The organism is Chitinophaga sp. S165 (assembly GCF_003182155.1).
Classification (GTDB): Bacteria; Bacteroidota; Bacteroidia; order Chitinophagales; family Chitinophagaceae; genus Chitinophaga.
In genome coordinates this window covers 836,882-859,270 of record NZ_QGTG01000002.1, presented here as the reverse complement: position 1 = coordinate 859,270, position 22,389 = coordinate 836,882, and the positions used below count along the sequence as shown (strand labels likewise).

Annotated in this window: 20 protein-coding genes and 1 riboswitch; of the genes, 13 read left to right on the top strand and 7 right to left on the bottom strand. The window is 46.2% G+C overall.

Going from position 1 to position 22,389, the window contains the following annotated elements; genetic code table 11:
* Positions 1–122: 122 nt before the first annotated feature.
* Together C7475_RS11780 and C7475_RS11775 are read left to right on the top strand one after the other, a co-directional pair.
* Positions 123–1,031, top strand: coding sequence for an NUDIX domain-containing protein (locus tag C7475_RS11780; protein ID WP_110053547.1), 909 nt, complete (start codon positions 123–125; stop codon positions 1,029–1,031).
* A gap of 11 nt (positions 1,032–1,042) precedes the next feature.
* Positions 1,043–2,458 (top strand): nicotinate phosphoribosyltransferase, encoded by a 1,416-nt coding sequence (locus C7475_RS11775; RefSeq protein ID WP_110053546.1) that lies wholly within the window; start codon positions 1,043–1,045, stop codon positions 2,456–2,458.
* Positions 2,459–2,598: 140 nt separating this feature from the next.
* Here the strand turns inward: C7475_RS11775 and C7475_RS11770 are convergent, their stop codons facing one another.
* The 4 genes from C7475_RS11770 to C7475_RS11755 form a co-directional block, all read right to left on the bottom strand.
* A complete protein-coding gene (locus tag C7475_RS11770; RefSeq protein ID WP_110053545.1) occupies positions 2,599–5,778 on the bottom strand; it encodes an efflux RND transporter permease subunit in 3,180 nt (1,059 codons plus the stop codon).
* Between the two features lie 6 nt (positions 5,779–5,784).
* Complete coding sequence (locus C7475_RS11765; protein WP_110053544.1) at positions 5,785–6,846, bottom strand: efflux RND transporter periplasmic adaptor subunit; 1,062 nt, start codon at positions 6,844–6,846, stop codon at positions 5,785–5,787.
* A gap of 30 nt (positions 6,847–6,876) precedes the next feature.
* Positions 6,877–8,238, bottom strand: coding sequence for a TolC family protein (locus tag C7475_RS11760; RefSeq protein WP_110053543.1), 1,362 nt, complete (start codon positions 8,236–8,238; stop codon positions 6,877–6,879).
* A gap of 302 nt (positions 8,239–8,540) precedes the next feature.
* Complete coding sequence (locus C7475_RS11755) at positions 8,541–9,152, bottom strand: TetR/AcrR family transcriptional regulator (protein WP_110053542.1); 612 nt, start codon at positions 9,150–9,152, stop codon at positions 8,541–8,543.
* Between the two features lie 995 nt (positions 9,153–10,147).
* Between C7475_RS11755 and C7475_RS11750 the strand changes: the two genes are divergently transcribed.
* Positions 10,148–10,627 (top strand): hypothetical protein, encoded by a 480-nt coding sequence (locus C7475_RS11750; protein ID WP_110053541.1) that lies wholly within the window; start codon positions 10,148–10,150, stop codon positions 10,625–10,627.
* 108 nt (positions 10,628–10,735) lie between these two features.
* Here C7475_RS11750 and C7475_RS11745 read toward each other — a convergent pair whose 3' ends face one another.
* A complete protein-coding gene (locus C7475_RS11745; protein ID WP_110053540.1) occupies positions 10,736–11,995 on the bottom strand; it encodes a pyridoxal phosphate-dependent aminotransferase in 1,260 nt (419 codons plus the stop codon).
* Between the two features lie 352 nt (positions 11,996–12,347).
* Here C7475_RS11745 and dnaN point away from each other — a divergent pair, with 352 nt between their 5' ends.
* From dnaN to C7475_RS11730, 3 genes are all read left to right on the top strand, one after another.
* Complete coding sequence (gene dnaN / locus C7475_RS11740) at positions 12,348–13,466, top strand: DNA polymerase III subunit beta (protein WP_110053539.1); 1,119 nt, start codon at positions 12,348–12,350, stop codon at positions 13,464–13,466.
* A gap of 234 nt (positions 13,467–13,700) precedes the next feature.
* Positions 13,701–14,504, top strand: a complete 804-nt coding sequence (locus tag C7475_RS11735) for a sterol desaturase family protein (RefSeq protein WP_110054046.1) — start codon at positions 13,701–13,703, stop codon at positions 14,502–14,504.
* Between the two features lie 42 nt (positions 14,505–14,546).
* A complete protein-coding gene (locus C7475_RS11730) occupies positions 14,547–14,804 on the top strand; it encodes a hypothetical protein (protein WP_146217527.1) in 258 nt (85 codons plus the stop codon).
* Positions 14,805–14,889: 85 nt separating this feature from the next.
* On the opposite strand, the gene C7475_RS11725 is transcribed toward C7475_RS11730, so the two are convergent.
* Positions 14,890–15,390 carry a lipocalin family protein gene (locus tag C7475_RS11725; protein WP_110053537.1) on the bottom strand — a complete coding sequence of 167 codons (501 nt, stop codon included), beginning with the start codon at positions 15,388–15,390 and terminating at the stop codon, positions 14,890–14,892.
* A gap of 45 nt (positions 15,391–15,435) precedes the next feature.
* A riboswitch (TPP riboswitch) is annotated at positions 15,436–15,544 on the top strand.
* 51 nt (positions 15,545–15,595) lie between these two features.
* Between C7475_RS11725 and thiS the strand changes: the two genes are divergently transcribed.
* From thiS to thiH, 7 genes are all read left to right on the top strand, one after another.
* Entirely contained in the window at positions 15,596–15,799 is a 204-nt protein-coding gene (gene thiS / locus C7475_RS11720; RefSeq protein ID WP_110053536.1) for a sulfur carrier protein ThiS, read from the top strand.
* A 111-nt stretch (positions 15,800–15,910) separates the two neighbouring features.
* Positions 15,911–17,740: a phosphomethylpyrimidine synthase ThiC gene (gene thiC, locus C7475_RS11715; protein ID WP_110053535.1), complete on the top strand. Its 1,830-nt coding sequence runs from the start codon at positions 15,911–15,913 to the stop codon at positions 17,738–17,740.
* A gap of 5 nt (positions 17,741–17,745) precedes the next feature.
* Positions 17,746–18,360, top strand: coding sequence for a thiamine phosphate synthase (locus C7475_RS11710; protein WP_110053534.1), 615 nt, complete (start codon positions 17,746–17,748; stop codon positions 18,358–18,360).
* On the top strand, positions 18,333–19,088 hold the full coding sequence (locus tag C7475_RS11705; protein WP_110053533.1) for a hydroxymethylpyrimidine/phosphomethylpyrimidine kinase: 756 nt from the start codon (positions 18,333–18,335) through the stop codon (positions 19,086–19,088). The genes C7475_RS11710 and C7475_RS11705 overlap by 28 nt, the downstream gene beginning before the upstream one ends.
* Entirely contained in the window at positions 19,085–19,699 is a 615-nt protein-coding gene (locus tag C7475_RS11700) for a thiamine phosphate synthase (RefSeq protein WP_110053532.1), read from the top strand. Before C7475_RS11705 ends, C7475_RS11700 begins: the two co-directional genes overlap by 4 nt.
* Positions 19,696–20,469, top strand: coding sequence for a thiazole synthase (locus C7475_RS11695; RefSeq protein ID WP_110053531.1), 774 nt, complete (start codon positions 19,696–19,698; stop codon positions 20,467–20,469). The genes C7475_RS11700 and C7475_RS11695 overlap by 4 nt, the downstream gene beginning before the upstream one ends.
* An 11-nt stretch (positions 20,470–20,480) precedes the next feature.
* A complete protein-coding gene (gene thiH / locus C7475_RS11690) occupies positions 20,481–21,593 on the top strand; it encodes a 2-iminoacetate synthase ThiH (RefSeq protein ID WP_110053530.1) in 1,113 nt (370 codons plus the stop codon).
* 205 nt (positions 21,594–21,798) lie between these two features.
* Here the strand turns inward: thiH and C7475_RS11685 are convergent, their stop codons facing one another.
* Entirely contained in the window at positions 21,799–22,260 is a 462-nt protein-coding gene (locus C7475_RS11685) for a PA2169 family four-helix-bundle protein (protein WP_110053529.1), read from the bottom strand.
* Between the last annotated feature and the right edge of the window lie 129 nt (positions 22,261–22,389).

Genomic DNA, 22,389 nt, shown 5'->3' with positions numbered 1-22,389 from the left:
ATACGTTTGAAAACCTTCACAACCTTTTTACCACTATTTGTGTAATTATTACGGAAAATATTTTGCTTATATGTTTAAACTTGTATACATTTGTGTAAGAATGACGCAAAAGCATACTATCTATGACAACGCAAAAGCCCACAGGAGTAATTATAGCAAGGTTTCAAACACCATCCCTTCATGAGGGACACCTCCAGTTGATCAGAGAAGTAAAATCCAAACATAACCGGCTGATCATCGTATTAGGCGTTAGCCCGATAAAAGGTAGCCGTAAGAACCCACTGGATTACTACACCCGGGAGCGGATGCTGAAGCAGCTCTTCCCTGATGTAATTGTACTTCCTCTCAGCGATCAGGCTTCTGATAAAGTATGGTCCCGTAAACTGGATGAACTGCTAAGCAACAACTTCAATGAATCATTCATACTGTATGGTAGCCGCGATAGTTTCATTACTTCTTATTCCGGCCGTTTCCCTACAACAGCGTTACCTCCGGTACAGGATTTTAACGCTACTGCACAAAGGGAAGCCATTGCCGATAAAGTATTCGATACAGAAGAGTTTCGCGATGGCGTTATCTATAGCATCTACAACCTCTATCCAAAAGTATATCCGACCGTAGACATTGCCTTATTCCGCAATGACCGCCGGGAACTACTCCTGGGTCGCAAACCGGCAGAAAATGCCTGGAGATTGCCTGGAGGCTTTGCTGATCCTACTGATACAAGCTTCGACACTGCTGCTGCAAGAGAACTACGTGAAGAATGCGGACAGATAGAAACCAGCCCTATGCAATATGAATTGTCTTTGCAGATGGATGACTGGCGCTACCGCTCTGAAGTAGATAAGATCATTACCACGCTTTTCAGTACCGACCTCCTGTACGGAGAGCCTGTTGCCGACGATGACCTGACCGCTATGCGTTGGATCAATGTAAACGCTATCCCTGAACTGATAGCACAGGGTGAAATAGTTAGCACGCACATCCCCCTCCTCAAAAAATTAGCTGAAAAATATTCTACTAACGCCTAAACGGAAGAATCATGACAAAGGAAAACCTCATTTTATTAGCAGATGCCTATAAATATTCCCACCACAAACTGTATATCCCTGGCACAGAATATATCTACTCTTACTTTGAAAGCCGTGGGGGCAAATTCGAAGAAACAGTTTTCTACGGTCTGCAGTATTTCCTGATGGAATACCTGCAGGGCGCTGTTATCACCAAAGAAAATATTGACGAGGCGGAAGCTACCTTACTGGAAGTGTTTGGCCGCAACGATGTATTTGACCGTAGCCGTTTTGAATATATCATTGAGAAACACGGAGGCCGCCTGCCTGTACGTATCAAGGCAGTACCTGAAGGTACCGTGACCAGTGTACGCAATGTGTTAATGACCATCGAGAACACTGACCCCGAATGTTACTGGCTGACCAATTTCCTGGAAACCCTACTCATGCAGATATGGTATCCTTGTACCGTAGCCACGCTATCAAGAGAGATCAAAAAAACAGTAAAGAAATATTATACAGAAACTGCCAGTGAAGCGGCTTTTGCAGGGATAGACTTTGTATTGAACGACTTCGGTTTCCGTGGCGCAAGCTCTGTAGAAAGTGCCGGTATCGGTGGCAGTGCTCACCTGCTCAATTTCTCCGGTAGCGACACCCTGATCGGTTCTACTTTCGCCAAACGTTATTACAAGGCCCCTGCTGCTCCCGGATTATCCATTCCGGCTACGGAACACTCTATCATGACCATGCTAGGGGAAGAAGGAGAGATCGACATTTTCCGTCACATCCTCAATGCATTCCCTACCGGTACCATTGCTTGTGTTTCTGACTCTTACAATATTTTCAGAGCATGTAAAGAATACTGGGGTACTGAACTGAAAGAACAGATCCTCAGCAGACAAGGTACACTCGTGATCCGTCCTGACAGCGGCGATGCTATCCAGACCCTCCTGAAAGTATTTGAGATCCTGATGGAAACCTTTGGTTATACCGTGAATGAAAAAGGCTATAAAGTGTTGCCGCCACAGGTGAGAGTTATACAGGGTGATGGTATCAGTTACTCTTCTATTCCTCCCATATTTGAGGCCTTGAAACAGGCAGGTATAAGTGCTGAAAATCTCGTACTGGGAATGGGTGGTGCGCTGCTCCAGAGAGTGAACAGGGACACACAGGAATACGCACTGAAATGTTCCTTTGCACAGGTGAATGGTAAAGCCATCAATGTACAAAAGAACCCGCTTGAACTGGATGCCAATGGCAATTTCAGAACATCCTTCAAAAAATCAAAATGTGGTAAACAGAAACTTGTACTTGACAATGGTACCTATAAATCCCTTCCCGAAAATGAAGCACCGGAACTGAAAGACCAGCTGGTCACAGTTTTTGAAAACGGTGAGATCAAAGCTTCGTACGACTTTAACCAGATCAGAAAGAACGCAACGATCTGACTTATCGCCATCATTTGTCCCCCAATACCGCCGTCCCAAGTGACGGCTTTTTTTTTAAACAAAAGGGCCGGAGTAAGACTACTCCGGCCTGTTGCCTAAACCTACAACTGTTACACTATTAGTAACTAAACTCTTTATGATCAATTCAATGATGCTTCTTCAATTTCAGCTGCATAAGGAGCTACCAGTCTTTGGCGGATCAATCTCTTAGCCGACGGCTTATTCCAGCCAAAACGGTTCATCGCACTGTCCACAAGTCTGTACACAACCGGCACTACGATCAATGTCAGGAACATAGAGCTGATCAACCCTCCGATAATTACCCACGCCAGACCGTTCTTAGTCGCAGCCACACCGCCTGTTGCCAGTGCGATCGGTAACATACCTATTACCATCGCAATGGTCGTCATCAGGATAGGACGTAAACGTGCGTTGTTCGCATGGATCAATGCCTCGTTGGTACTTTGTCCCTGCTCTTTCATCTGATTGGTAAAGTCCACCAAGATGATCGCATTCTTCGCCACCAATCCTATCAACATGATCATACCGAGTATGGTGAAGATGTTCAGTGTATTATTGGTCAGCGCCAGTGCCAGCAATGCCCCGATGATAGCCAGCGGAATAGAGAACAATACCACGAATGGATAAATATAGTTATCGTACAACGCCACCATGATCAGGTATACCATCACGATAGAGATCAGCAGGGCCGCGCCCAGTGTACCGAAGGAATCTCCCTGATTCTCTGCATCTCCCGCCCACAGGTAACTGATACCAACAGGCTTACGTTCCTTTTCCAGCGCCGTAGCAAACTCCTGTTGTACGGAACCGCTCGGACGGCCTACTACCAACGACTTCACTGACACAGACGTATTTTTGTCCCTTCTTTCCAGCCTGCTTGGCCCTGAACCTTCTGTCACCTTCGCAAACTGTGATAACCTGATCAGCTGTCCCTGGTTATTTACAAACTCGATGTTTGAAACATCTTCCAGGTTCTTACGATTAAAGTCATCAAAGCGGATATTGATATCATATTCATAATCACCCTGCCTGAACTTTATCTTGGAATCATCCGCAGTACCACTGAAAGCGGTCTGCATGGTACCACCCACACCTTCCAGTGTCAGGCCCAGGGCAGACATTTTATCCCTGTCCACCTGTACGTTGATTTCCGGATTACCTTCTTCTACTGACAATTTCACATCACTCGTACCATCTATCTTAGAAAGTACGCCCATCGCATGTTTTGCAAAGACCATCACACTATCCATATCAGTACCCATCACAACCAGTTCCACAGGAGATGCTTCAGCAGTACCCAGGATGCTTACGTCCATCGTTTTCAGTTTCACACCGGGCAGCAGTTTTCTCAGTTCTACTTTAGTCTTGGCGGCATAGATGTCAGAACCGTCTTTACGTTCTTCTGCATCTACAAGCATCACCGTGATCTCAGATTTATAAGCGGTCGATTGTGAAGTACCTAATCCGTCTTCACTGGTTTGCCCCACTGTAGTGATCAAACGGGTGATCTCCTTTTTCTTTGACAGGTATTGTTCCGCCTTACGGGTAGCCTGGTTAGTCTGTTCAACAGATGCGTCCTTCGGCATTTCCAGCACAACGATGAATTGTCCGCGGTCGCCTTTAGGAATGAACTCACCTCCTATATATCCTTTACCGATCAGCATGAAGGACAGGAACAATAATCCTACAGCCACTACCAGCGTAATCGCTTTATGGTTCAGCGCCCATTTCAGGATGCCGGTCATCCAGTCGGTAAATTTCTGCAGCTGCCTTTCGAACCAAAGGATGAATTTCTCAAAGAAGTTCTTTCCTGTAATATGCTCCAGCTTACCAAAGCGGGAGGAGAGTAGCGGTACGATCATGAAGGAAGACAACAAACTGAGCATCGTCGAGATCATCACCACCACACAGAATTCACGCAGGATCTTCGATACCAGTTCATTCGTCAGCGAGATAGGCAGGAACACCACCACAATTACCAGGGTAATAGAGGTAACGGTGAAGCCTATTTCTTTTACACCATCAAATGCAGCACGTACCCTGTTCTTACCCATTTCCATGTGCCGGTAGATGTTTTCCAGCACCACAATCGCATCATCCACCAGGATACCTACCACCAGTGACAGCCCCAGTAAGGACATCAGGTTCAGTGAGAAGCCCATTAGCTTCATACCGATGAAAGTAGCGATCAGTGAAGCCGGGATAGAGATCATTACGAAGATGGCACTACGGATACTGTGCAGGAACAACAGCATTACCCCTGCCACCAGTACGATAGCAATGATCAGGTCATGTATAACCGAGTCGGCCGATTCCAGCGTAAAGTCTGAAGAGTCGTTCGCTATAAATATTTTCAGATTGCTGGCAGCATAATCTTTCTCTATGGAAGCGATGGCTTTTTTCATCTCCTCACTCACAGTCACGGCGTTGGCGTCATTCTGTTTCTGCACCTGCAATGCTATGGAACTTACTCCATCCACACGTGCCATACGGTCTACATCTTTCTGCGAATCCTGTACATCGGCCACATCTTTCAGACGTATCTGGGAACCATCTGCCGTTGTGTTAAGCACCAGGTTACGCAGCTGGTCCACATCTTTATATTTACCGGCCAGACGGATCAGGATCTGCTGGTCCTGGGTCTTTACCTTACCGGTAGGGAAATCGAGGTTAGCATTGGTAATGGTTTGCCTTACCTGCAGGATGGATAATTTATACGCCTCCAGTTTCTTCGGATCAATATTCACCTGTATTTCACGCTCCTGTCCACCGATCAGGGAGATCTGTGCCACACCGGGCAAACGTGATAAGAGCGGCTGAAGCTTTTTGTCGATCAGGTCATAGAACTGCTTGCTGTCCATTTTGGCAGTAGCAGATAACGTCATGATCGGCAGGTCATCCAGAGAGAACTTATTCAAAGACGGCGCTTTCGCATCACTCGGTAAGTCAGACAGGATCGCGTTCACTTTACGCTGCGCATCCTGCAGGGCAATGTCTACGTTCGCGTCGTTATTCAATTCCACAGTAACGGTAGACAAGCTCTCGGAAGATTTGGAAATGATCTTCTTAATCTTCTCCATAGATGCGATCGCATCTTCGATCTTTTTAGTGATAGTGCTTTCCACTTCTTTAGGGGAAGCACCCGGATATACGGTGGCAATGGTCACTACCGGCGAAGTGAACTTCGGCAGCAGCTCATAGTTGAGCGACTTGTAACTCATTACCCCCAGCAGCGTCAGGATGGTAAATACTACCACTACGATAGTAGGCCGCTTTATGGAAACTTCTGTGATCTTCATAGTTGATTATTTTTGCACCGTTACTTTAGCTCCGTCTACCAGGTTGATTTGTCCGCTGGTGATGACAGTTTCTCCTTCATTCAGTCCTTCTCTTATTTCCACTCTGTCGCCATAAATGCGACCGGCTACTACTTTCCGGATCTTAGCGGTATTGTTTTCCAGCACATACACCTGGTTACTGTTCACACCACCAATGAAAGCTGTACGAGCTACCAGTATAGCGGGTAATGCTTCCTTCATTTCAAAATGAGCGGTGCCGTACATGCCTGCTCTCAGTTGTTTGCCGCTGTTATTGGACACTTCCATTTCTACGGGATAGTTCAGTGTATTATCACCTTTGGCAGCAATGAAAGACACGCGGCCTTCGTAGCTGGCTTCAGGGAATACGCTGGAAGTCACTTTCACTTTATCACCCTCTTTCAGGTTCACTACCTGTATTTCCGGTACGGATACCGCCAGTTTAAGACGGGATACATCTACGATGTCAAACATCTTATTGCCGGGAGAGAGGTAAGCGCCCTGCTCTATGTATTTTTTGTTGATCACACCACTGATAGGCGCTTTGATATATGTATCGCCTACACGACGGCTGGCGGCAGCGTATTTAGTTTGCGACAACTCATATTGCAGCGTGGCGTCATCTACCTGTTTCTTTGTCACACCGCCGGTTTTAAAAGCGGCTTCATATCTTTCTTTATCCACTCTCAGTTGTTCCAGATTGGTTTTAGCCGCCTGCAGGTCGGTATTGAGAATTTCACCATCTACATAAGCAATAGCCTGACCTTGTTTTACAATACTACCTTCATCTACAAGCAGTTTGGTAATACGGCCGGTAGTTTCCGCGAGATAAGTCAGCTCGCGGAAAGGAGTGAAGTTCCCGTTAGCCAGGAAACCCTGTGAGAAATCAGATTTTGAAACCTTCTCTACCAATACCGGTACTTCCCCGCTATTACTTTCTTTTACAAATTCCGTTTTGGCTTCGTTGGCTTTTTTATTGGCGCCCAGTTTCCACATGATCAATACAACAGCTGCGATGGTCACTGCGCTCCAGATAAGAATCTTTTTCATATAGTTTGGTATGCGTTTTAGAGGTTTTAATTAGTTCAGCAGGCTTTTAAGATTACCATTTGACTTGATAATGTCCAGCTCTGCCAGCTTATATTGTAACAAGGCTTCGTTATAATTATTCTGTGCAGAAGTGAGGGATGTTTCGGCATCCAGCAGGTCCGTCAGATTGGCGAGGCCCAGGTTATAGTTGTTTTGGGTAGAATTGTAAACCTCATCGGCCAGTTCCACATTCTCTTTCTGCGCCCTGATGGTAGCGAGGTTATTCTGTACCTGCAGTTTGGCATTTTCATATTGCGTATTCAGAGAGAGGGTAGTTGCCTCCATATCTTTTCTCAGCTGTTTCAATGTAACGTTGGCCTGGCTTACACGGGAACGACGCGCCCATCCGTCAAAAATGGGGATCTTCAGGGTGAGGCTTACTGCAGCCATATCATACCAGTTTGCAGTGGACCCGCCTGATTTGGATTTCAGCATGTCGAACTTGTTGCTGATACCATTGTAGGAGTAGTTACCTGATAATGCGAGCGAAGGATAATATTCCGCCTTGTATGCTTTCTTCTGAAACTCCTGTAACTCTTGTTGTTTTTGTAACAGGCGATATTCAATCCTGTTATCGATGTTCATACCACCAAAATCTGCCACCGTTGCTTTGCTTTCTATTTCTTTGAATGAGGTGGAAGGCAGGTTCAGTGCGGTATTCATCGCCATGCCCATTTGCTGTTTCAGCTGATTGGCCTGTACCAGGAACTGGTTCTGTGCCTGTGTGCGTTGTGTTTTATAGTTGGTAAGGTTCACACGCATACGGTCGAGATCTATCTTACGCGCCAGACCATTTTGCACCTGGGACGAAGTAGTTTCCACCAGTTTGGTCAGCTTCTCAATGTTAGCATCCAGCACGATCATTTTTTCGCGGGATACCAGGGTGCTGTAATAAAGTTGTGTTACGTTATAGATAACTGTTTCCTCGCTCTGCGCTGTTTGCATTCTATAGTATTCCTCACCTGCTTTCGCAGCTTTCAGACCGGTGAATACGGATTGATTATACACCTCTTGCGTTACAGTACCTGAAGCCACAATGTTGTGTGTAACACCGGCTTCCAGCAGGGTAGTGGTACCGGGAGCACCTCCTGTGATCTCACCTGGAACAGGCAGTACCTGTTTCTTGATATTGTTGGTATACTGTCCTTGTGCATTTACCTGGGGTAAAGCCCTGGCTCTTACTTCACTGGTTTTAAAACGGCCCATATCTTCTTCCAGCCGGGTACTTGCCAGTTGCTGATTGTTTGCGAGCGCATACTTGAGGCACTCCTGCAACGACAGTTCCGATTGCGCATAGGAGGTATATCCCCCTATTCCCATTAAGAGAATAAGCGTTAACATTATCCTTTTCATCCGTATGTTTTACTTTAATTTTTTAGTTGGCGGATATAGTTTTAAGTGATGGCATAAGTTGCCCTGGCGCAGCAGCTATTGAGCTGCCAGCCTGTGTTCTTTCATTGTTATTCTTTACTGTGTAAAAACTGGTGATTGTGTTATCACCCTGGTGAGCCTTAAGCTGCAGTACGGAAGTTATGTCCCGGCTGCAGCCACTAAATCTATCTACTCCAAATCCTTCTCTATGTTCCGGATAGCCCCGGCAGAATGCTGACGAAAATGTTCCTTCAATATCTCCTCTCTGGTGGTGCTATTCCTGTTTAACGTTTCTTGATTCCTCTTACGAATATTTCCGTCAACAATTTCTGCTGTGCTACTATCTTTTCAAATGCTTCTTTGTCTATCTCGGGAAGTGTTTCCGGCAAGCAGCTTAAGCCTGCAAAACGTAAACCCTCCATTGCGTCTCTGTATAGTTGTGCGATCTCCCGGGGATTATCTACATCAAACTCTCCTGATGCTACTCCTTTCTCAACAATCTTGGTAAGCATCTTTGCTTCCCGTTCGTTCACCTCCCGGATGATCTGTTGTATCTCCTCTGATTTATCGTTGAGGATCTTAAAAAGTTCCAGGCGGCTGAACCGCTCAACGAACTGTTTTTTTATGGTGATGATATTATTGAATATCTCTTCGGATGATATATCCTTATCTGCCTCTGCCTCCTGCTCCTGGAAGAAGGTTTCACCGATCTTCATCAGGACGGCATTATGCAATGCTTTTTTATCGGAAAAATAATAGTACAGTGATGCCTTTGAGAAACGCAGGTCATCTGCGATCTCATTCATAGTGGTCTTAGACGCACCATAGTGCATAAACCTTTTCAAAGCCGCCTCAAGGATCTTCTCCCTCATTTCATCTTTGTTCTCAGCAAGCATTAACTTTTTGACTTTTTTTGTTTCCGGGTCAAAATTAGGAAGATTTCAGATAAAAGCGAAGGAAGTTGAGCATTTAACAAACGATTAACTTTTCGACTTTAAAAGTCAGATAGTTGAAAAGTCAGAAAGTCAGTTTTCTTAACTATTGAAAAACAATTAATTACATAACTCTATATAAGTCCCAAAAACAGAAAGTCAAATTTTTAGCAGATTCCGGGTCAGGTTAATATTCCTTCCGGCTTGCATATAACGTCCATGATCTTCCTTTCATCTTCCGTTCGAAGCGGAGGATGAAAGGAAGATCATGAGCGTCATATGGAAGCTGTATCCTGGTTGTGTGAATCCCGGAATTCCGGTTTTGGCTTGTCCGAGATAAGCTTTGGTATAGTCTTTACAAGTAGATAACGTTATGATAACTCATCAATAAACTATAGTCAACCCATATATAAGCCGTATATAACCCATATTTTTTAGATACGGGATATATACGGCTTATATATGGGTTATATACGGCTTATATACGGGTTATATCCCTTATAAGGCAATACCAGTAGGCCTTTCAGCCCATTACAAAAACAGTTGTTTTTCGTATCTAAATACCTTTAAACTTTTTACATATTTATATATAACGCTATATTGAAATTTAAGGGGTGGAAATTGAATACGAAAAGTATGCACAAGGGAAAAAACAGTATCGTTTACAGTCAATTAACAAAGAAAAGTGAACATTCAGGCTTTAGAGGGGTTATCTAAGGGCTGCGGGAGCATTACACCTGATCTTCGCTTATTAGCCGCTAATACTATGCTTTAAGGAACCTGGAGCATACCTTTTCATTTGTCGGGATAGTAATCGGGAGCGTTACGTATAAATATCACAAGGGAGCTGGTCTCAACATTCAGGCTTTTAGCCGACAAATTTTACCCCTATATCTCAAAAAACAACGCTGGCACAGTTGGGGCATTGCTTTTGCCTTACATAGGTAAAATCAAACGCTATGAAAAAGTTAATGCTTCTTCTGGTGGCCGTAACAGGTCTTACGGCTACAACAATGGCCCAGCAGATCAACGTGAGTATAAATATTGGAAGACAACCGGCATGGGGACCAGTGGGATATGATCATGTGGATTATTACTATCTGCCGGATATCGAATCATATTACTATGTACCTGACAGGGTATATATCTACAGATATGGTAATGACTGGCGCAGGTCTGCCGTCTTACCGGCCAGGTATGCCAACTATGATGTATACCATGCCCATAAGGTTGTGATTAACGGGGTAAATAGGCCTTATTTATTCCATGACAGGTATCGTAAGGAGTATTATGGTTACAGGAACAAACATGACCAGATAGCCATCCGCGATAGCAGGGACAGGAGATACTTTGTAAACAGGGGCCATCCACAGCATAACGAGTGGAAGAAAGATAATCGCGGTCATGGCGGTAGGGGCAGCCGTCACGATAAACACTAAGTATTCTATACCCTTCTTTCCACACCACACCTATTCAATGAAGAAGGCCGCTCCGTATAAAACGGGGGCGGCCTTTCTTCTTTTCTTATAGCTTGCCAGTATAATCAGTTATTGCAGTTTTTCCAGTGCTGCTTTCAGCTGGGCGATCATCGCCGGGATCTCTTCCTTCTTACAGGTACCAACACTGAGGCGATACCATGGAGAGTTTTTAGAAGAACCGAATGCATAGAATGGCACCAGACCCAGTTTTGCTTCGTTCAGGATGTAGGAAGTAACAGCTGCCTGATCTGCCAGAACAGTACCATCGGCGGTCTTTTTACCAGCCAGGTCGATCTTCAGGGTCAGGTAGATGGCTGCCTGCGGAGCGATCGCTTCTACAGGATGGCCGGCTTTTTTCAGGCTGTCAAAACCTTCATAGATCTTCTGCAGGCGCTCTTCTACTTCAGCTTTGAATTTTTTCAGGTAAACGTTCACTTCATCCTTACGGCGGAGGTAGCGTGCAGCGGCATGTTGTTCTGCCATTGGGCTCCAGGCGCCTACGTGAGAAAGGATGGATTTCATTTTACCAATTACGTGAGCTGGTCCGAGGGCCCAGCCAACTCTTACACCGGTGGCTGCGAAAGCTTTACTCATACCGTCGATGAAGATGGTATAGTCGCGCAGTTCAGGACGCAGGGAAACAGGCGTGTAGTGTACTGTCTCGCCAAAGGTCAGCACCCAGTACATCTGATCGAACAGGATGTAGAGAGGTTTCTCGTCAGCACCGCGGCTCTTGTTTTCGGCAATTACCAGGTCACAGATCTCTTCCAGCTGTTGCTTATGGAAGGCAGTACCTGTAGGGTTCTGCGGAGAACACAGCGCCAGGAGGGTAGCACCCTTCAGCAGAGGTTTCAGTTCGGCAGCAGTAGGCATGAAGTCGTTCTCTGGTTTTGTTTCCAGTACTACGTGCTCTGCTTCCAGGAAGTGAGTATAGTGGTTATTGTTCCAGGACGGGGTAGCGTATACTACCTTTTCGCCCCTGTCAACAATTGTTCTGAAAGTTGCATAGATGATCGGACGACCACCACAGGAAATCACAATTTCCTTTGCAGGATCGTAAGTCAGGTTTTCGTGTTCAGCGATAAATTCGCTTACAGATTTCCTTAATTCGGGAATACCGTCAGCAGGAGGGTAGTTGGTAAACCCTTCCTTATAAGCCTTTATGATCTCTTCCTCAAATTCAGCCGGAATTGGGAATACCTTCGGGTCAAAATCCCCAATGGTAAAATTGTAGATCTTCTCGCCCTTGGCCTGCTTCTCCTTTATCTCACCGGCCAGCTTAATAATTTCAGACCCGATCAACGTTTCGGCTAAATGAGACAGTTTCATAACCCAAAAGAATTTTAGTTTAAAAAATATTTTTTTGCGCCCGCAAAGCTAAAGGATATGAACATCATTTAAAAGAAACAGCAGATTTTTTCACCACATCACAATAAATGGACAATTCATTAAATTTATTCTAACAAAACAAATCTTAATTAGCGCTTTATCTAACATTGCATTTTCCGGTAATATCTGTAAATAGCACGATACTTGACAATTCTTTCTATCTTTGTCCGCTTTCTCAAAAAGCCTTATTTTTAGTGCGGTTAACAAACCCGAAATACGGCCAATAGCATCAAGATCCTTTACAGTAGCCGATTTTGACAAAAAAGCAAAAAGTTAAATAACAATATATCACATGAAGTTTATCGTTTCTTCCTCTACTTTGTTAAAACAATTGCAGCAGATCAGCGGGGTGATTAACTCTAATACGGTGTTGCCTATATTGGAGGATTTCCTTTTCCTGATCGACAAGAACGAGTTGACCGTTGTGGCCACAGACCTTGAGACTGTCATGAAGGTAAAGCTGGAGGTTGAAGCCAAAGAAAATGGCCGTATCTGTATCCCCGCAAAGATCCTCATGGATTCTCTCAAGAACCTGCCGGATCAGCCGCTGACTTTTCATATAGATCTTAACTCTTATGCGGTAGAGATCACCTCCGACAATGGTAAGTACAAGGTGATGGGCGAAAATCCTGAGAATTTCCCCAAAGAGCCTACAGCAGATGATACTACCTCTCTGACGCTGACTTCCACTGCACTGGTAACAGCTATCAACAAAACCCTGTTTGCGGTAAGTAACGACGACCTCCGTCCTGCAATGACCGGCGTGTTCTTCGAACTGACCCCATCCAGCCTCACATTCGTAGCTACCGACGCTCACCGCCTGGTAAAGTATGTAAGGACCGGTGTGGAATGCCCGAAAGCAGAAACCTTCATCGTGCCTAAAAAGCCTTTGAACCTGTTGAAATCAGCATTACCGGATAACGACAGCGAAATAAAGATCGCTTACAGCCAGAACCACTTCTTCGTAACACATGACGGTGCTCAGATGATCTGCCGCCTTATCGATGCGAGGTTCCCTGACTATAAAGTAGTTATTCCAAAGGAAAATCCTTACCGCCTTACTGTGACGAAAAGCGATTTCCAGAACGCCCTGAAACGTGTGAGCGTATTTGCTAATAAGAGCACTAACCAGGTAGCGTTGAACATCACCGGCAGCGAACTCCAGCTCTCTGCACAAGACGTTGACTTCTCTTTTGAAGGTAACGAACGCATGAGTTGCCAGTACACCGGCGATGATATGCAAATTGCTTTCAATGCGAAGTTCCTCATCGAAATGCTGAACGCAGCAGAAGGAGATGAGATTACCATCGAGCTGTCTACACCGACCAAAGCCGGCATTCTGAAGCCTTCTGAAAAAGAAGAAAATGAGGACCTGCTGATGCTGGTAATGCCACTTATGTTGAATAACTAATCAGCGCAACAAACAACTAATAACTTATATTTATTTGTAAAGCAATCTCTCACAAGGAGATTGCTTTTTTCTTTGCCCACAGCCACTTTCAAAAGAATTATTATTTAAAAAGTTCGTAAATTAATACCAAATAAAAGGACAGTAAGCGATTGATTTGCCCCAGTTTGATGACCACTATTTCACAATAAATTGATCAAGGCTTGTACCCGCCAGGCCATAAAATTGAATTCCCGTATGGAAGAATTTTTTAATAATATTCCTTCCTGGTATCGTACCGCTATTCTTGTAGGCGGACTGTTACTTCTTTGGATGATAGAAGGCGCTATACCCCGTCTTTCATTCAAGGGCAACCGTTACCGGCATGCAGGTACAAACCTGTTCTTTACCCTCACTACAGCCATTGTTAACTTTGGTTTCGCATTCATGATCGTCATTGCCTCCGAATGGACAGCGAAAGCACATTTCGGGCTGTTATACCTCATTGAACTGCCGGTATGGGTCCATTGCCTGCTGGCTATTATGATGATGGATTTTATAGGCGCTTACCTCGTCCACCTCATTCAGCACAAAATTGCCTGGATGTGGCACTTCCACAAGATCCATCATATCGATACAGCAGTAGATACTACTACGGCGTTACGGCATCACCCGGTCGAGTCTGTATTCCGCGTAGTAGCCCTTTTACTGACCATTGTTTGCATGGGCATCCCCATCTGGATGGTTATGTTATACCAGACCATTTCAGCCTTTATGTCCCAGTTTAATCATGCCAACATTCACTTGCCTAAATGGCTGGATACCGCCCTTAGCTGGATCATTGTATCGCCTGACATGCATAAGGTGCATCACAGCCATTACCAGCCGGAAACAGACTCCAACTACGCAAACATCTTCTCGTTCTGGGACCGCCTCTTCGGCACGTTTGTGGTAGTAAATGATGTAACACGGCTACGCTACGGACTGGATGAATACCAGGAATCCCACTACCAGGAAATAGGGACATTATTAAAAGTACCCTGGGAAGAACGAAAGCAATAAACAGGTTATGAACTTTTTATCATCATTCTAATTGATATCTATATGCAACAGCACACCACGTCCACTCCCACTAAGATCGCCTGCTTCGTTTCCATGTTTGCGGGCATATTTGCTGCGGTATACGCCTTCGTAGCAAGGAACCCTACCACCGCTTTGGTGCTGGGGATAGCAGCTATTGTTGTGGGCGGACTTTCCGTAATAAAGGCCCACAAAAACATTGATGACACACAGGTAGCTACCGCCGGTATTTTCATGGCAGTTGTAGCCTGTGCAGTGGCTTTGTGGCAAATGTATAATTAGTTAGTTCATGACAAACTATAGTCTGCCATGCAGGTAACAGGCAATGTATCGCGATTGTCTGTTGCCTGTAGACTATGGGATGGGACTATCTCTTTTTACTTTTGACCTTTTTGTATTCTTCGAGGTATCCCTCTGCGGCTTTGATGGGAAACAAGACTAACGTAGAATCTGTTAGTGCCTTGATAAGCGTAGTGTCTATGACGGCGGCAGAATCTTTCTGCTGCACACCCTCTGCGTGGCTCCATAACAGTAGCGTGTCATGTGAAACACTCCACTTGTCGTACACCATTGAGTATGTATTGATTGAAGTAATAGCGCCTTTTTTCTTCAGCTGAAATCCTTGGGTGGCCTTATCCACTCCCGGTACCGGCTGCAACCATCTTCCGAGCAACTGGTCTTCGGTATAGGAGATCGTATCTGCTTTTACCAGTGTTACGGAATCAGCGATCGTTTCAGGGCTAACTGTATCCTTCACATCAATCAGACTACTGTCTTCTACCGTAACGGTTTTCGAAGACGGGGCAGGCTGTTGACAGGCTGTGATAATAACAGTACAGATCACTGAGACGACCAGACATTTTTTCATAGCTTCAAAGATAGCAATAGTAGTTTAACAAATTTAACTACCTTTAAGGCACTTTAGGGGTGTTTCCCGGTTGTTTTACAGCCCGGAAGCTGAGATGAAACCCTCAGTACCTGACGCAGCTCATACTGCCGTAGGGAAAAGTAGCTGAACTCTTCTTCATCTTTCCATCCTTAAAGTTTATTGTTCACTTTAATTCCTTGCAAACATGGAAGTGCTTGTAAACAATAAACTTTATGCGGTGCAGCCAGGAACAACTGTTGCTGCCCTCTTACAGTTTATTCAACTTTCTTCAGAAAAGGGCGTTGCTATCGCCATTAACAGCCAGGTCATACCGAAAGCCTCCTGGCAGGAACAACTATTACAAACAGCAGATAAGGTCACCATCATCCGCGCTACACAGGGCGGATAACCATTCAATTACCGGTATACAACTACAATGATATGCGCATAGCCGTAAGGCCGTGGTGTGTCCCTATGTGTTGTCTTCACTATTCTCAAATCCTGATTCAATCATTTTATTATGCATTCAATTTCCCGTACGCCTTTCCCGGCATCCAGAAAGATCTATGTAGATGGCGTTGCCATGAGAGAGATCACATTGACACCTACACGCCTTCATGGCAGTAAAGGTGCTGAAGTCCCTAATTCACCCGTTGTGATTTACGACACCAGCGGCCCTTACACTGATCCTGCTATCGATATTGATGTACGCAAAGGTCTCCCGAGGCTGCGCGAAAGCTGGATCAAGGACCGTAATGATGTTGAACAGCTGCCCGGCATCACTTCCGCGTATGGAAAGGAAAGACTGGCTGACAGCAAGCTGGATTCGCTGCGTTTCTCCTACCAGCATTCACCGATGAAAGCGAAAGCAGACCATAACGTATCCCAGATGCATTATGCAAAAAAAGGGATCATCACACGGGAAATGGAATATATCGCTACCCGTGAGAATCAATGCGTAGATAAATTATTCCAGGAAAATAATGCCCTCTGGCAGCAACATAAGGGTCAGTCATTCGGCGCCAATACGCCGGTGAAATTCATCACACCTGAATTTGTAAGACAGGAGATCGCCGCAGGCCGTGCTATCATCCCTAACAATATCAACCATCCGGAGAGTGAGCCTATGATCATTGGCCGTAATTTCCTGGTGAAGATCAATGCCAATATCGGTAACTCCGCCGTAAGCTCCAGCATAGAAGAAGAAGTAGAAAAAGCGGTATGGGCCTGTCGCTGGGGTGCCGATACTATCATGGACCTCAGTACCGGCAAGAACATACACGAAACAAGAGAATGGATCATCCGTAATTCACCCGTTCCCATTGGTACCGTTCCTATCTACCAGGCACTTGAAAAAGTGAACGGCAAGGCAGAAGAACTGACATGGGACATCTTCCGGGATACACTGATAGAACAGGCGGAGCAGGGTGTAGACTATTTCACTATCCACGCAGGTGTATTATTACGTTATGTGCCGCTAACCGCAAAACGTACTACCGGTATTGTATCCCGCGGAGGATCAATTATGGCGAAATGGTGCCTGGCACATCACAAAGAGAACTTCCTGTATACCAACTTCGAAGAGATCTGTGAGATCATGAAAGCATATGACGTAGCCTTCTCGCTGGGCGACGGTCTTCGTCCGGGTAGTATTGCAGATGCAAATGATGCTGCGCAATTTGCGGAACTGGAAACACTGGGAGAACTGACGCATATTGCATGGAAACATGACGTGCAGACCATGATAGAAGGGCCGGGGCACGTGCCTATGCACCTGATCAAGGCGAACATGGATAAACAACTTGAACATTGTAAAGAAGCTCCGTTCTATACGCTCGGACCTTTAACTACCGATATCGCACCTGGTTACGATCATATTACTTCTGCCATTGGCGCTGCTATGATAGGCTGGTTTGGAACCGCCATGTTGTGTTATGTAACACCCAAAGAGCACCTGGGTCTCCCCAACAAGGAAGATGTAAGGCAGGGTGTTATTACGTATAAAATTGCCGCTCACGCTGCCGACCTGGCAAAAGGTCATCCGGGAGCACAGCACCGCGACAATGCGTTGAGTAAGGCCCGTTTTGAGTTCCGTTGGGAAGATCAGTTCAATCTTTCCCTTGATCCTGAAACAGCCCGTTCCTACCATGATGAGACATTGCCGGCAGAAGGCGCTAAGATTGCTCACTTCTGTTCCATGTGCGGGCCTCATTTTTGCTCCATGAAAATTACACAGGAAGTTCGGGACTATGCTGCCACTCAGCAGATAGATGAAACATTAGCGCTGGAAACCGGAATGACGGCACAGGCACATGCATTTAAAGAACAAGGGGGAGAAGTTTACTTCTAATACGCATGATACAGATCATCACACACAGTACATTCCTACCGGAAGAAACCAGCTATTGGCAGCTCCTGCTCGCTGAAGGCGCAGACAGCATCCTGGTGCGCAAACCAGGATGGTCAGAAACAGATTATGAGCAGCTGTTACAGGAGGCCGATCCATCGTGTTACAGTAAACTCATGATATCCGGCCATCCTTCACTTTGTGAAAAGTACCATCTGCAAGGCGTGCACTTCAATGAATCGGGCAGGGCGCTAATAACCGGGGAGCAGATCACCGGTTACCGGCAAAGAGGATGGCGGCTCAGCACGAGCATACACGCCGCCGAAACCTTGCAGGTAGCCAGCGATGAGTGGGACCAGCTGCTACTGGCGCCGGTGTTTGACAGCATTTCCAAACCGGGGCATAACAGCATGTTCAGAGAAGGCTTCCGCCTTTTTAAGGACGGCTACAACGGTCAGGTACTGGCACTGGGTGGGATCGATCATACCACAGCAGCAAAGGCCCGCAACATGCAGTTTGACGGGATTGCCCTATTGGGCGCCATCTGGCAGGAACCTGCTATTGCAGTCAGCAACTTCCGCCGCATCAGGGATATATGGAGAACAGACGGCCATATGTCATGAGTATTGCCGGCCTGGACCCATCTGGTGGCGCAGGCCTGCTGGCAGACATAAAAACCTTTGAAGCGCTCGGTACTTATGGCCTGGGCGTTTGCACCGCACTTACCGTTCAGACAGATTCCCGCTTCCTTTCAGTGGAATGGCAGTCCGCAGAGCAGATCATTGCACAGGCAACACCATTACTGGAAACGTACCCGGTGGACTATTGCAAGATCGGTATCGTAAAGGATGCATCTACCATACTGAATGTGATACGGGCTGTTAAAGCCATACGGCCCCGCATCCGTATCATACTGGACCCGGTACTGAAAGCAAGTGCGGGCTATGCCTTTCATGATACAGCGACACTGTCTCTATGGAAAGAGGTGTTACAGGAGGTATACCTGCTAACGCCAAATTACCAGGAAGCGCTGATGCTAAGCGGTGAGGAGGAAGGTCATGCCGCAGCCGATACACTGGCCACCTATTGCGCAGTGTTGCTAAAAGGAGGCCACCGGCAGGAGAGACAGGGGGTGGATAGTTTATACACAACTCCGGATAACATTCTCGACATTCCTGCAGGCAACGAAAGCGTCTTTCCCAAACATGGTTCAGGCTGCGTACTTAGTGCCGCTATTACAGCACAATTAGCGGCGGGAAGCTCGTTGGCTACCGCCTGCATCACGGCCAAACTATATACAGAAAAGTTCCTGGCCAGTCATTCATCACTTTTAGGTTATCATATCACATGATCAGCTCATTGCATTATATATCACAACAAACGACAACGGTCTCCCACCTGGATAACATCCTGGCTGCCTGTGAGGCAGGTTGCAGATGGATACAACTACGTATCAAGAATGAATCTGAAGACAATATCCTGTCCAGCGCACTTGCAGCAAAGGCCATCTGCTCACGGTACAACGCTACCCTGATCATCAATGACCATCCGCATATTGCCAAAACTGTCGGCGCACATGGCGTACATGTAGGCAAGCAGGATATGACCGTTGCCGGCGCCAGGGCCATTCTCGGAGATACGTTCATCATCGGTGGCACAGCCAATACTTTGGAAGACATTCTTGTTCATGTAAAGGACGGTGCTGACTATGTGGGCCTCGGCCCTTACCGTTTCACCACTACCAAAGAAAAGCTTAGCCCCATTCTGGGACTGGAAGGCATTGCCGGCATCATGGAATCGCTCAGAAATATGGGCATTCATATTCCTGTCATCGCCATAGGAGGTATACTTGCGGAAGACGTGCCGGCACTGAAACAGGCGGGCGTTCACGGTATAGCCGTAAGTGGCCTGATCACACATGCAGCAAATAAATTTCAAACCGTATCATCTCTTACAACATGACACCACTTGTAATAGCCGGCCATTCTTTTTCTTCCCGCCTGTTTACCGGTACAGGCAAGTTTGCCTCGCTGCCTGTTATGGAGGAAGCTTTGCTGGCCTCCGGCTCAGAGCTTGTAACCGTGGCGCTTAAAAGAGTGGACGTACACAATGAATCGGACGATATGTTGCAGCACGTACATCATCCGCAGCTAAAATTACTACCCAATACTTCGGGGGTGAGAACGGCAAAGGAAGCTGTATATGCAGCACAACTGGCCAGAGAAGCGCTTGAAACGAACTGGCTGAAACTGGAAATACATCCCGATCCGCGCTACCTGCTACCGGACCCGATAGAGACGTTGAAGGCGGCAGAAGAACTGGTAAAACTGGGCTTTATCGTATTGCCATACATTCATGCAGACCCCGTGCTGTGTAAAAGACTGGAAGAAGCCGGTACCGCTGCCGTTATGCCTTTAGGCGCTCCTATAGGCAGTAATAAGGGATTGCGGACAATAGATTTCCTCGAGATCATCATTGAACAGAGTAATGTACCTGTAGTGGTGGATGCTGGTATCGGCAGTCCTTCAGATGCAGCAAAAGCAATGGAAATAGGAGCGGATGCCGTTTTGGTCAATACGGCCATAGCCGTGGCCCAAAACCCGGTAATGATGGCACAGGCATTCAGACAGGCCGTAATAGCCGGCAGACAGGCCTATGAAGCGGGATTGCCTTCCGTGCAACGGCAGGCAGTGGCTTCCAGTCCGCTGATCGGCTTTCTTGATGAAGTTTAAACAAGCATATTATGTCAGGTTTCAAAGACATCTTTGATCAATATAACTGGGATGATGTCAAAGCCGGTATCTATGCAAAGACTTCCCGAGATGTGGAGGCTGCGTTACATAACAGCAAACGCACCCTGGAAGACTTTAAGGCATTGATCTCGCCGGCGGCGGCGCCCTATCTTGAACAAATGGCACAACTAAGCCGCCAGCTTACGCAGCAGCGGTTCGGGAATACCATGCAATTATACATCCCGCTATATCTCAGCAATGAGTGCCAGAACATCTGTACTTACTGTGGATTTAGCCTGGATAACAAGATTGCCCGGAAAACGCTGAACAGGGAAGAGATACTTCGTGAGGTAGCCGTTATCAAAGCCATGGGATATGATCATGTGCTGCTGGTAACAGGCGAGGCTAACCAGACAGTAGGCACGGATTATTTCCGTGAAGCGCTCGAAGTGATACGGCCACACTTCTCTAATATTTCAATGGAGGTACAACCTATGGATGAGGCAGATTATTCAGAATTGATCCCTCATGGTCTGCATGCGGTCCTGGTTTACCAGGAAACCTATCATCAGGCAGATTATAAACTGCATCATCCCAAAGGGCGTAAATCGAATTTTGAGTACCGTCTGGACACACCAGACCGATTGGGTAGGGCAGGTATCCACAAAATAGGATTGGGCGTACTGATAGGGCTGGAAGACTGGCGTACGGACAGTTTTTTCACGGCACTACATCTCCGGTACCTGGAAAAGACGTACTGGCAAACTAAATACAGTATTTCCTTCCCACGGTTACGTCCCTGTTCAGGAGGCTTACCGCCGAAAGTGGAAATGAACGACCGGGAGCTGGTACAGCTGATCTGTGCCTACCGGTTACTGGACCAGGAGATAGAATTGAGCCTTTCGACGAGAGAAACGCCCCGTTTCAGGGACAATGTGATCAAGCTGGGCATTACGGCCCTTAGTGCAGGCTCGAAGACCAATCCGGGAGGATATGCTTCCGACCTGTCTTCGCTGGAGCAATTTGAGATATCGGACGAACGTAGTCCGGCCAGTATCAGTGGTATGTTGCGTGCCCAGGGATATGAGCCGGTATGGAAGGACTGGGATGCAGGCTATGTATAATTCCGGGGCTTTAGATATTAAACAGAACAGCCCCGCATCCGACGGGGCTGTAAATTTACCTAAATCCATTACTGAAAAATGTTACTTATAGAGATAAGTAGCAGCTTAATCTTACATTTCAAATGTAAGCTGCACATAATGAACAACCGCGTTCATCCCTATTATGAACAAAAAGAACAGCGGTTGTCAAAATGAACACGTCTCGTTAATGAGGGATCTTCTCCAGGTCCCTATAAGTTTTCACCGTATCATGGGAGCTTCTGAGCGCCCCCTTCTGATTAGCGATCAGCTCCCGGATACTATAAGGCATCGGGATACTTGAGCGTAATACGTCTTCGTAAGTCCTTTGTGCCGCGTCTTCTGCATATTCGCAGGAAGACAGGATAGACTGGCGGTCGTGCCCTGAAAAGGTCGCTTTTACGCCCATCCAGGTGCGGTAGATCTTTCCGGAGATGGAAGAGCCCTGTCCGACGTCTCCTCCACTTTCCAACAATACGTTATTCAACTGGTCAATATAAGTACGGCTTTCATCTGACATTCGTTGGAACAAAGCCTTCAGGTCGGTATCTTCTGTCAATTCTATTGCTTTCTTATATCCTTCCACACGATCTTGATTGATCCTGACCAGATCACTCAGGGCTTCCAGCAATTTTTCATTGAGTTGCATGATAGTAAATTTTAGATTAATTCAATTATGGTTATATCTGCATAAGTCAAAAATACGACCAGTTTCTGCGCTTGCACTTCAGGCCAGCGTGGTGGTAGATTACAGCGCATTACATGGCGGGGATTTTGC